At 34.3% G+C, this 12,526-nt stretch carries 11 protein-coding genes and 1 other annotated feature; of the genes, 2 read left to right on the top strand and 9 right to left on the bottom strand.

The features are described 5' to 3' along the window. Positions 1-13 precede the first annotated feature (13 nt). Positions 14-796: a 30S ribosomal protein S2 gene (rpsB, locus tag AC4BC5_RS12640; protein ID WP_490495720.1), complete on the bottom strand. Its 783-nt coding sequence runs from the start codon at positions 794-796 to the stop codon at positions 14-16. Between the two features lie 265 nt (positions 797-1,061). Here rpsB and AC4BC5_RS12635 point away from each other — a divergent pair, with 265 nt between their 5' ends. Next, on the top strand, positions 1,062-1,523 hold the full coding sequence (locus AC4BC5_RS12635) for a GNAT family N-acetyltransferase (RefSeq protein WP_490495719.1): 462 nt from the start codon (positions 1,062-1,064) through the stop codon (positions 1,521-1,523). 91 nt (positions 1,524-1,614) lie between these two features. Next, complete coding sequence (locus AC4BC5_RS12630; protein WP_490495718.1) at positions 1,615-2,079, top strand: arginine repressor; 465 nt, start codon at positions 1,615-1,617, stop codon at positions 2,077-2,079. A 67-nt stretch (positions 2,080-2,146) separates the two neighbouring features. Here the strand turns inward: AC4BC5_RS12630 and AC4BC5_RS12625 are convergent, their stop codons facing one another. The 8 genes from AC4BC5_RS12625 to AC4BC5_RS12590 all read right to left on the bottom strand — a co-directional run bounded on the left by AC4BC5_RS12625 (position 2,147) and on the right by AC4BC5_RS12590 (position 12,432). Next, positions 2,147-3,778: a DUF2334 domain-containing protein gene (locus AC4BC5_RS12625; RefSeq protein WP_490495717.1), complete on the bottom strand. Its 1,632-nt coding sequence runs from the start codon at positions 3,776-3,778 to the stop codon at positions 2,147-2,149. A 245-nt stretch (positions 3,779-4,023) separates the two neighbouring features. Further along, complete coding sequence (argS, locus tag AC4BC5_RS12620) at positions 4,024-5,715, bottom strand: arginine--tRNA ligase (protein ID WP_490495716.1); 1,692 nt, start codon at positions 5,713-5,715, stop codon at positions 4,024-4,026. Between the two features lie 75 nt (positions 5,716-5,790). Beyond that, positions 5,791-5,986, bottom strand: a binding site (T-box leader). Between the two features lie 60 nt (positions 5,987-6,046). Beyond that, positions 6,047-7,054: an ornithine carbamoyltransferase gene (gene argF / locus AC4BC5_RS12615; RefSeq protein WP_490495715.1), complete on the bottom strand. Its 1,008-nt coding sequence runs from the start codon at positions 7,052-7,054 to the stop codon at positions 6,047-6,049. Between the two features lie 18 nt (positions 7,055-7,072). Further along, complete coding sequence (gene argB / locus AC4BC5_RS12610) at positions 7,073-7,816, bottom strand: acetylglutamate kinase (protein WP_490495714.1); 744 nt, start codon at positions 7,814-7,816, stop codon at positions 7,073-7,075. 12 nt (positions 7,817-7,828) lie between these two features. Then, a complete protein-coding gene (gene argJ, locus AC4BC5_RS12605; RefSeq protein WP_490495713.1) occupies positions 7,829-9,025 on the bottom strand; it encodes a bifunctional ornithine acetyltransferase/N-acetylglutamate synthase in 1,197 nt (398 codons plus the stop codon). A 16-nt stretch (positions 9,026-9,041) separates the two neighbouring features. Continuing rightward, positions 9,042-10,067 (bottom strand): N-acetyl-gamma-glutamyl-phosphate reductase, encoded by a 1,026-nt coding sequence (gene argC / locus AC4BC5_RS12600; RefSeq protein ID WP_490495712.1) that lies wholly within the window; start codon positions 10,065-10,067, stop codon positions 9,042-9,044. A 173-nt stretch (positions 10,068-10,240) separates the two neighbouring features. Further along, on the bottom strand, positions 10,241-11,383 hold the full coding sequence (gene argD, locus AC4BC5_RS12595; RefSeq protein WP_490495711.1) for an acetylornithine transaminase: 1,143 nt from the start codon (positions 11,381-11,383) through the stop codon (positions 10,241-10,243). A gap of 128 nt (positions 11,384-11,511) precedes the next feature. After that, on the bottom strand, positions 11,512-12,432 hold the full coding sequence (locus AC4BC5_RS12590) for a LysR family transcriptional regulator (protein ID WP_490495710.1): 921 nt from the start codon (positions 12,430-12,432) through the stop codon (positions 11,512-11,514). Positions 12,433-12,526: the final 94 nt, after the last annotated feature.

Genomic DNA, 12,526 nt, shown 5'->3' with positions numbered 1-12,526 from the left:
CGTCGTTTAAAAATTATTCAGCTGATGCGTTGTCGCCTTCTACTACATCAACAATTTCTTCAATTGAAGTTGCAGCTTCTTCAGCTACGAAATCTTCTTCAACTACTTGATCTTCACCTTGGTTGCCTTCGATAAATGCATCTGCCATTTTAGAAGTAATCAATTTAACGGCACGGATAGCATCGTCATTTGAAGGAATTACTACGTCGATTTCGTCTGGATCACAGTTTGTATCAACCATAGCAACGATTGGAATATTTAATTTGTGTGCTTCTTGAATTGCAATACGTTCTTTACGAGGATCAACCACGTACATTACGTCTGGAATTCTTGGCATATCAGCGATACCGCCTAAGAATTTTTCTAAACGTTCACGTTCTTTGTTCAAACCGGCAACTTCTTTTTTAGGTAAAACATCAAATGTTCCATCTTGTTCCATTGCATTGATTTGTTTCAAACGAGCAATACGTTTTTGGATTGTTTCCCAGTTTGTTAAAGTTCCACCTAACCAACGGTGGTTTACATAGTATTGACCAGAGCGGATAGCTTCTTCTTTAATAGCTTCTTGTGCTTGTTTTTTAGTACCTACAAATAAAGCGATTCCGCCATCTTCAGCGACTTCTTTCATGTAGTCATAAGCAGCATCTACTAACTTAACTGTTTTTTGTAAGTCAATGATGTAGATTCCGTTTCTTTCTGTGAAGATATATTTCTTCATTTTTGGGTTCCAGCGACGTGTTTGGTGACCAAAGTGTACGCCGGCTTCTAGTAATTGTTTCATAGAAATTACTGCCATTTTGTGTTTCCTCCAATTTGGTTTTTATTTTTTCCTCTCCTAAGTTTTAAAACTCTTCTGTGGACTCAGAATTTCTAAGCACCTCACAAAAAATATTCTTAGAATGTGGATTTATAGAGTGTCTTAAGAATGACTTAATACACCTTTGATAGTATATAACAGCATTACAAAATATGCAACCATTAAATCACCTGTTTTTATTTTAATCTGAAATTACAGCTAGTATGATATACTTTTTATTAGTTAGAAGATGGAAGGTGATTGGATGGAACACATTAAAATTATTACTTACGAAGAGAAATATCAGGATGATTTCAAACGCTTAGGATACGAGTGGCTAGAAAAATATGTTACCGTAGAACCTGAAGATATAAAAATTTTAAATTCTCCCAAAGAAATTATTTTGGATACAGGTGGTTGTATCTTTTTTGCAAAATATCAGGATGAAATAGTCGGTACGGTCTCTTTAATTAAAGTAAATGAAACAACTTTTGAATTAGCAAAACTAGCGGTAACTGAAAAGTATAAAGGGTTAAAATTAGGAAATTTATTAATGGAAACAGCTATCCAAAAAGCTAGAGCGCAACAAGCAACTAAAATTATTTTATACACCGACCATAAATTAGCTACGGCACTTGTGCTTTATCAAAAATTTGGGTTTCAAGAAATCCCAATGGTGAATAATAAATATTTGGATTCCGACTTAATGATGGAATTATCCATTTAATTCTCAATTTTACGTACTTTAAAGCTATCTATTTCAACCATCTTTTGCTATGATAGAAAATGAATTTATATGCAAAAAGGAGCTGAAGCATGTGCGTAAAGCGGATCGCCATGTATTAATTAAACAACTTGTGAATAACCATACCATACGTACACAAGAAGAGTTGTTACATCTTTTAGAAAAAGAAGGAGTCACTGCAACTCAAGCAACTATTTCACGTGATATTCGTGATTTACAAATTGTTAAATCACCTGACGGAACCGGACAAGCAAAGTTTGAGTTATTCCAAGAAAATCAAGGTCAAACAGAAGAATCAGAAAATCAACGCCTCATCCACATTATTCAAGATGTGGTAACAAAAGTTGACCGCGTACAATTTTTAACATTAATTAATACGATTCCTGATAATGCCCCCATCTTATCTGCGGCAATCGATGAGGTTTCAATGAAGGAAAAAGTTTGTACCTTAGCTGGTTTTGATATTGTAGTTATCATCTCGCGCACGGAAGAAGATGCTAAAACTATCGAAAACTATTTTAAAATACATGCCATTTAGTAAAAATACCCAACGATAGAACACACTTTCTATCGTTGGGTATTTATTTTAATAGTTGATGTCATTTTTAATTTCTTTTCTTAAAAAATAAGACTAGAATACTCGCAAATATGACGATACCTACAATACCATAATACATGACTTGTTTCTTATGTGAATTTAATTGTGAAACATCTGTATAATTAACACGAACTTGGCCTTTTTGCGAAGTAATTAAATAGTTATCTACTTGAACTTGATTATTTTCTTCTTTCAAATCTAACCATGTGGCTTGTTTTACCGATTCTAACATGCCTACTACTTTTTTTAACCCATCTAATCCTAAATAAGGATGATAAAACGCTGAAATATAAGATTGACGATAGTTGGAAAGCATGTGTACCCGTTCTTCCATAGCAGAAAATGCTTGTTTGTCCCCTTCTTCAATAAAACCAAGTGTCTCTGGATAAACAGTCATACCGTGTAAAAAAGATGGTTGTGAGGCATATGTCGGCTGATATTCGCTTTGATAAGTTTGATCCGTTAATTGAAGACGTCCAATATATGAACTAAAATGTTTTGCAACAACTTCATACCCTTGTTGAGAAATAGCATAATGCGGTGCTTCAAACCCTAGTGGATATAAACCTTGCTCAACTAATTCAGATACGCCTTTAGTAATAGCTTCTTCTATATAGCCTCTTTCAAATTCTTCTCCAGATTTTATAAATTCTTTGTATGCTTTTTCCGTTGAAAAATCACTTTGTTTTTTTACAGGTGCTTCATCCTCTTGATAAATAGGTCGGTCATTTTCAACATCCCAAAATTCAAAGCCTTCACCTGTTTCCGAACTGCGATATTGATGTTTGTAACCGTGTAAGATAATGCTTGCTCCGTTTTCTTGCATGTATTTGAGCGTATTCAATAATTTGGGCGAATCTGAAAAATGAATCGTCTCACCATCTTTATTCGTATATATAGGAATAACCGCCACCATGTAAGGAATATTTTTGTCCTTTAAATATTCTGCTTGCTGGCGTAATTGCTGAGCATCTGCTTTGGGATGAACATCTTCCAAACGTAAATAACGAACAAATCCTTGTTGGCTTTCACCTAAAAAATCATACAGAGAGTCTGCTACTAATTGACCAAATGGTGCAAACATTGTTTCTGCAGCAAAAAAATAATTCTCATCATTTTGAACGATTAAGGGTACTTGCTGCTCTTTTTCTAAGGTAGCTGACACTTTTTGTTCAACCTCATCTTTTGATGCTTGCACATGATAAATAATCCTTTGTTCAGGTAACCTTTGAACGAAATCATCTAAAATAATCTGATCAACCAATAGCTCGCCTTCTATTTGAAACACATTCATTTTAGCCAATTGCTCTGCATTATGGCCTATCACATAAAACTTTCCATCAAATGTGTCTAATGCTTTTTTTGTTTCTGAAGAAAAAGTCGTTTTGTCTAATCCAAAATAAATAATGTGTGAACTATTTTGAATTGTATCAATTTGGATATCTGATTCCTTAATAAATTGATAGTTTATATTGAATCGACCTAAAATAGTATCTAACATGCGTAATTCATTTAACTTTTGCTCGTCTTTTGTTGAATAGATGACTAAAACGTCTTGTTTTACATTTTCTTGAGCAAAAATTTCTTTAGAATAAAAAAAGCAGATTGGTATTAAAAAAAATAATATTATTTTACGCATCTATCTCCCTCTCGACAATAGTATTGACTAAATCTATAATACAACCAAATTAAGTTCTACATGATTTTAAATAATTGTCTATACAAAAAGGACTGTGACATAAGTTGATTGACAGTAAAATATCCGAACAATAGAAGATTGGTCCTCGTTGTAACTTCGCCTCGATTTGGCGTAACTCATTCTATTTTGTTCGGATATTTTCGGCTTATTTTTACTTATGTCACAGACCTACAGACTATTTTTACTTACATTTTATCTGGTGCATGCAAACCTAAGAGACGTAAATCTTCTTTTAACAAAACAGTAACTGCATAAACTAATGCTAAACGTGCTTCTTTTTGCTCATGTTCTGCTAAAATTTTCGTATTTGCATAATATTTGTTAAATGCTTGTGCCAATTTAATGGAATGTTTCGCAATGATAGATGGTTCGTATTTGTCTGCTGCTTGTTGAATTGTTTCTGGGTAACGTTGAATTAATTTAATTACATCCCAGCTTTCCTCATCATTTAAAGCATAGCTTTTTGTTTCATCTGGAATAAATTCAGCTTTGGCTAATAAACTCATTGCACGCGCATGTGCATATTGAACATACGGTCCTGTCTCCCCTTCAAAACGAACGACTTCTTCTAAAGTGAAATCAAAGTTATTTAAGCGATCATTTTTCAAATCATGGAAAACAACTGCCCCTACTCCTACTTGCTTAGCGACCTCTTCTTTGTTTTCCAAGGTTGGATTTTTCTCACTAATTTGTTCTTTAGCTGAAGCAATTGCCTCGTTTAATACTTCTTCTAATAAAACAATTTTACCTTTACGTGTCGATAATTTTTTCCCATCTTTAGTAATTAGACCAAATGGAATATGGTACATATCATCTGCCCAATCAAAGCCCATTTCTTTTAATACAGCTTTTAATTGTTTGAAATGATAACTTTGTTCATTACCAACAACATACAATGATTTACCGAAATTATACGTACGCTTGCGGTAAATTGCCGCTGCCATATCACGTGTGATATATAAGGTTGCACCGTCTGATTTACGGATTAGTGCAGGATTCAAATCATAGTTTGCTAAATTAACAATCTCTGCTCCTTGGTCCTCTTTTAGCAAATGTTTTTCTTCCAACATTTCTACAACTTCATCCATCTTATCGTTGTAGAAAGCCTCCCCATTTAAGGAATCAAAAGATACTTCTAACATATCATAGATTTTATTAAATTCTTTCATTGATTCATCACGGAACCATTGCCATAATGCGATAGCTTCTTCGTCGCCATCTTCCAATTTTTTAAACCAAGCACGTGCTTCATCTTCTAAAGTTTTATCTTCTTCTGCTTTTTCATGGAAATCTACGTAGAGACGCAATAATTCAGTAATTGGCTCATTACGAACAGCTTCTTCTGACCCCCATTTTTTATAAGCTACAATTAATTTACCAAACTGAGTGCCCCAATCTCCTAGGTGATTAATACGAATGGGTTGGTAGCCCACTTTCTCTAAAATAAAGCCAATTGAATTTCCGATAACAGTTGAACGTAAATGTCCCATTGAAATTGGTTTAGCAATATTAGGAGATGACATATCGATTGGAACATTCGCATTATTTCCTTCATTACTATCACCAAAATGATTTTTTTCTTTCACAACAGCTGCTAAAACATTTTGACTAATTACCGCTTTATTCATAAAGAAATTCAAATACGGTCCGACTACTTCAATTTTTTCAAAAGATGAACCATCAATTTTTTCAGCTAAATCAGCAGCAATTTGTTGCGGGGCTTTACGATAAACTTTTGCCAAGGCAAATGCTGGAAACGCTACGTCTCCATGGTCAGCTGATTTGGGATTTTCTAGCAATTGTTGGACTTGTTCTAATGATAAATCTTCTTTGACAACATCAAAAATTGCTTTTGATACAATGTCTTTGTTATTCATAAATTATTTCCTCCTAAAATTAGTCTCATTGATTTTTTATGCGACAGCAAACAAAAAGTCCCTAGTGTAAAAAACACTAGAGACGAGAATTCCCGCGGTACCACTCTGATTGTTCGAAAAAATCGAACCCACTTTATCTGATAACGGTAGACACCGTTTGCTTAGCAAATTTTCACAAGTACGCTTCGCTTTTCTTCTTTTATTCGGCTTCCACCCTCCCGAATTCGCTAGTAAAAAAATAAAAAGTTACTCTCTTGATCACTAAATCATGTATGAAATGTACACTGATTATAGCAAATCTTTTTTTATTGCGCTAGTCTTGTGTTCAATTTTAACTATTTGGAATAAATAAGTGGCCTAAAGTTGCAGCCATAATTGCTTTAATTGAATGCATCCGATTTTCTGCTTGCTCAAATTGTTTAGCATGTTTCCCACGAAAGACTTCATCGGTAACTTCCATTTCACTTAAGTTAAACTTATCTTGAATACTTTGACCATAATCCGTCTCTGCATCATGAAAAGCAGGTAAACAATGCAGGAAAATCACTTGTTCATTCTGTGTTTTTTCAACCATTGCTTGATTGACTTGATAAGAAAGTAATAGTTCAATTCTCTCAGCAAATTTATCCTCTTCACCCATCGATACCCAAACATCGGTATATAATACGTCTGCATGTAAAACACCTTCATCTACATTCGCTGTCACTAAAATTTCAGCACCTGATTGTTGAGCATACTCTTTTGCTAAAGCAATTAACTGTTCGTCAGGCTGTAATTCTTTTGGCGCAACAATTCGAACGTTTGTCCCCAAAATAGCTCCTGTAATTAAAAGTGAACGGGCAACATTATTACGTCCATCACCACAATAGACGAGATTAATCCCCTTGACTTTACCAAAATTCTCTTGAATCGTTAAGTAATCCGCAATCATTTGTGTTGGATGCCATTCATCCGTCAGACCATTCCATACAGGGACGCCCGCATGTTCTGCTAAAGCTTCAACCACTGCTTGGCTTGAGCCACGATATTCGATACCGTCAAACATACTTCCTAAAACTTTCGCAGTATCTTCAACTGATTCTTTTTTCCCTAATTGAATATCGTTGGCACCCAAAAATTCCGGATGCGCACCTAAATCAACAGAAGCAACGGTAAATGCTGCCCGTGTTCGTGTTGAAGTTTTTTCGAATAGTAAGGCAATGTTTTTCCCTTCTAAATAACGATGAGCAATCCCTTGGTTTTTTAGTTTTTTCAAATGTTGGGATAAATCAATTAAATACTGTAATTCTTGTTGTGTAAAATCTTTTTCTGCTAAAAAACTTTTTCCTTGAAATTCCATCGTTTTCCTCCATCCAATTCAACCTACAGCTACTTTTATTTCTGTTCCAAACGAATCAATTGTATTACTGATAAACACTGATTTCACACCCGCCAATAGAGCTTTGTGCGCACTATCTAGTTTTGGTAGCATGCCACCAGTAACTACTTTTTCTGTCTTTAATTGAGAAATTTCTGCCACAGAAATTTCTTTTAACCATTCAGATTCTTTTTTTATTCCTGGAACATCTGTTAACAGATATAATTTTTCTGCCTTAATACTCGCAGCAACTTTACAAGCGACTTCATCAGCATTGATGTTTAACCATTGTCCAGATTCAGTGATTCCTAATGGTGCAATAATCGGGATATGCTTTTTTTCAATTAGGATGTTTAAAAGTTGACTATTGATTGCTGTTACTTCACCAACGAAACCCAATTTTTCTTCATCAATAACTTTCCCTTGAATTAATTGATCACAGCCAGCATTCACCCCCAGCGTAGGAAAACCTGCTTGTTGAAAATGTGTTGTAATCATTGGTTGCACTTGACCTAATAAAACCATCCGAGTGATTTCTAAGGTTTTTTCAGAGGTGACACGTAATCCCTGTTTGACTTCTACTTTAACGCCTAAAGTATCCATCATTTTTGAAATATAATGTCCTCCTCCATGAACAATAATCACACGATATCCTTGGTTTTGCCAAGAAGAAATTTTCTGAAAAAAAGCATCATTTAAATTATCTGAAGCAACACCGCCCATTTTTACTACTATTGTTTTCATATTCATTTCCTCCTATGTGTGATAAAGTGCATTAATTTTAACGTAATCATACGTCAAATCACAGCCCCAAGCCTGTCCAAATTGATCGCCATCATTTAGATACACGCTTATTTTAATCTCTTCTTCACTTAAATTTTCTTCCATTTGTTCTATATCAAATTCAAGTGGCTCGCCTGCTTTAAATACGGGGATTCCCGCAAGTTCAATCGTTACCTTTGTTGGATTAAATTCAACACCGCTATAACCAATTGCGCATAAAATACGCCCCCAATTTGGATCTTTACCAAAAATAGCTGATTTTACTAGCATTGAACCAACAATCGCTTTCGCAATCATTCGAGCATCGCTAGCGGTTTTTGCTCCAACTGTATCCACTTCAATTAATTTAGTTGCCCCTTCACCATCTTTTGCAATTAATTTTGCCAATTCTGTGAGTACAACTGCTAGCATTTCTTTAAATTGTTTATAGGCTGTATTTTTTTCAGTAATTTCTTGATTTTTAGCCAATCCATTTGCCATTACAACTACCATGTCATTGGTCGAAGTATCACCATCAACTGTAATTTGGTTAAAAGTCACCTCTGTCAACTCTTTTAATAAAGATTGTAACAATATGGATGAAATTGCCACATCCGTAGTAACAAAGCCTAACATTGTCGCCATATTGGGATGAATCATTCCTGAACCTTTACTGCATCCAGAAATCGTCACTTGCTGATTGTCAATAACTCCTGTTACAGTAATTGCTTTTTCAATCGTATCTGTCGTTAAAATAGCTTTTTGAAAATTTTCTGGTTGCTGATGATTCGATTGATGTAATAATTCAACTCCTGTTACAATTTTTGGCATCGGTAATTGATGGCCAATCACCCCTGTTGAAGCAACTGCAATTAAGGAAGAATCAATTCCTAATTTTTTGCCTGCTAAATTTTGCATTTGTTGTGCATTTATCAAACCTTCTTCGCCAGTACAAGCATTTGCATTTCCTGAATTTACAATAATCCCTTGAATTTTACCAGTCTGTATTACTTCTTTGCTCAATTTAATAGGTGCCGCTTGTACTTGATTTGTTGTGAAAACGCCAGCCACACTCGCTGGTACTTCTGAATAGATCCAACCTAGATCTAATTTTTTTCTTTTTAATCCACAATGAATGCCATCCGCATAAAAACCAATTGGACTAGCAATCGAACCTTTAATTTTTTCCATTTAGTTTATTCGCTCCTTACGGGAATAATGGTATTTGGGTTAACCCACAAGTCTCTTCAATTCCCGCCCATAAGTTAAAATTCTGAATCGCCTGACCAGCAGCACCTTTCATCAAATTATCAATGACTGCTACTACAGTTAGCGTTTGATTTTCTTCATTTAAACCAAAACCAATATCACAAAAATTCGTTCCTGTTACTTGGCGTATTTCTGGTAAACTACCAACTGGTTGTACACGGACAAACGGTTTGGTTTGATAGCTGTCAAATGCTTGTTGTATTTGCTCAATCGTTACATTTGGTTTGACTTTGGCATAAAGTGTCATAAAAATTCCACGCTTAATAGGAATCAAACTAGTTGTAAATTGAATAGTTGACAGTTGTGAATCGAATGTTTGTAAAAATTGAATAATTTCTGGAATATGTTGATGTTGATTTAACTTATACATCGTCATATTTTCATCAACTGTCACATAATGACTACTATCTGATAATTGCTTCCCTGCACCAGACAAGCCCGATTTACCATCTAAAATAATTGTATCCAAATCAATAAGTTGTTCTTTAATCAAAGGAACCAACGAAAGAATCGCTGCTGTAGCGTAACATCCTGGATTTGATATTAAATTCCCTTCAATTGCTGAAAACTCTGGTAAGGCATAAGTTGCCTTATCTACAATATCCTGTGTAGTAGGTACTTTGTTATACCATGTTTGATAACTTTCTAAATCTTTTAAGCGAAGATCACCAGATAAATCAATAACTGGAAAATCTTGTGCTACAAATTCATGGACTAAATCCTTACTAATTCCTGAAGGAGTTGCAAAAAAGACGAGATCATTATTTTCCATGATTTTTTCTGCATCGTATACTTCAACTTCTTGCTCGCAAAGCTGTTGTAGATGTGGATATAAGTCTGAAATTGAGTTTTTATGCATTGAATGACTATGTAATGTCCCCAATGTTAATGAAGGGTGTTGATGGATTAAACGTACCAACTCTATCCCTGTATATCCTGTTACGCCAACGATTGCTGCTTTCATCCTCTTCACTCCTTCTATAAAGTAATTAGAATTATAGAGAGTTATTCATTAAAGGTCAATGGTTTTTTATAAAAAAATATGTATTTTTTTGTAAAAATATGTAAAAAAGACGAATATTAACTACATTTTTATACAAAAAAAGTTATTTTGCCTAGACAAAATAACTCTTCCTATTATTTTTCTAAAACTTTAGTTAATTTTTCAAGACCTGAACTAATTTCTTCCTCAGAAATAATCAACGGTGGTAATAAACGCAAAGTATTTGCTCCTGCCCGTAAAGCCAACAGTCCTTCTTCTTCCAACTCTTCCAATATATCAGCCACAGAAACATCCGAATGAAGTTCAATTCCAATCATTAAGCCTTTACCACGGATTTCTTTAATCTTGTCTGATTTAATTTTATTTAAACCTGCAAATAGTTGCTGACTCTTTTGTTGACTAGTCATTAAAAATTCAGAAGATAAGTTATCTAAGATTTCACTTGCTACAGCCATTCCCAATTTATTTCCGCCAAAAGTTGTACCATGACTCCCTGGACCAAAGGCGTCACCCAAAGCCGTTTTTCCTAACATTGCACCAATTGGAAAACCATTACCCAACCCTTTTGCTAAAGTAAAAATATCTGGTTCGATATTAAATTGTTCAAATGCAAATAGGCTACCTGTACGACCAATTCCCGTCTGTACTTCATCAACAATCAATAAAATCTCTTGCTCTTGGCAAAGTGTTGCAATCTGCTGAATCCACTCTTGATCAGCAACCGTTACACCGCCTTCTCCTTGAATGAGTTCAAGCATAATAGCTGCTGTTTGGTCTGAAACTTGATTTTGTAAAGCTGAAAAGTCGTTATAAGGAACATAGCTAAAATCAGGAACTAATGGTTCAAAACCTTTATGAATCGCTGTTTGACCAGTCGCTGACATCGCGCCATATGTACGCCCATGAAATGAATTTGTAAAAGTAATAATTTGAGATTTACCGGTTGCTTTACGAGCTAACTTAATCGCCGCTTCATTTGCTTCTGCTCCTGAATTACAAAAGAAAGCTAAATAGTCTTTGTCTTGAATTAATTTTTCTGCAACAATTTCTTGCAAATGGTTTTCATAAAGATTCGGCGTATGCCAGATTTTTTGTGCTTGTTCTGCTAATACTTGATTTAAGTGAGTTTGATTGTAGCCTAAATTCATTACACCAATTCCACTGGTAAAATCCAAATATTTTTTTCCTTGATTGTCAGTTACATAACAACCACTGCCTTCCATAATCTCAAAAGGCTTTCTTGCATAATTTGAAAATAAATAATTTCCCAATATCAATCACTCCTAATTTGTATTAAAGTCTCGCCACTAACCAACCCCTTCTTAATTAGAAACGGATATTTTATTAACAAGATCTCATCTTTTGAATAAATATACACTTTTTATCCAACACACGCAACTATTCCTTATAAAATTTCAAAGCCATATCCTTGAATATGGTCTTCTAACATTTGTAAATATTGTTGAGCAATTGGCGATAATTCCTTTTGCTTATGCTTTAAATAGCCAATTGTCATTTCGTCTTTGATATTTAAAGGTACTGCAATAATCTTATCGTCATTTAATTTTTTACTCAAAACACCTGAACTAATTGTATAACCATTCACTCCAACCATCAGATTAAAAATAGTCGCACGATCACTGACTTTAATATCTTTACGATGCTCTAAAGTGCTTAAAATTTCTTCAGCAAAGTAAAATGAATTACGTTCTCCTTGTTCATAAGACAAATAAGGATAATCTTCCAGGTCAGATAGTTCTACTAAATCCTTCTGCCCTAGAGGTGAGGTATTACTTACAAAAACATGCGGCTTGGCATGAAAAAGCGGTTGAAAAATCAATTCCCGTTCTTTAAACAGTTTCATCATAACTTTCTCATTAAATGAATTTAAATATAAAATACCCAACTCACTTTTGAAACGACTTAAATCTTCTAAAATATTTTCTGTCTCTGTTTCACGCAACTTAAACTGATATTCTTCCACATCTAAACTATTAATTAATTCAACAAAGGCATGCACGACAAAAGCGTAATGTTGTGCTGAAACTGAAAAGGTTTGCTTACGAGGACGTGTGTCTTTATATTTTTCTTCCAATAATTGGACTTGATCCATAATCTGTTGCGCATAAGACATAAACTCGCGTCCCTCTTCTGTCAAACGAACACCGCTCTTACTTCTAACTAAAATTTGAATATTCATTTCATTTTCCAGTTCTTTAATCGCACTAGATAAGCTAGGCTGTGTCATATATAATGCTTTAGCTGCCTCATTCATCGAACCTAATGCGACAATTTTCTCTAAATATTCTAATTGTTGTATTCTCATAATTAATCCTCCTTATACAAACCCACTTTGTTATAGATTTCATTTATAACCTACCATAGAAATCTCCACTTATCCAATTTTTTTCTTTCATGAT

Source organism: Enterococcus sp. AMC2644, assembly GCF_058216475.1.
The sequence above is the reverse complement of the archived record's forward strand: the minus strand, read 5'-3'. Positions and strand labels throughout refer to the sequence as shown.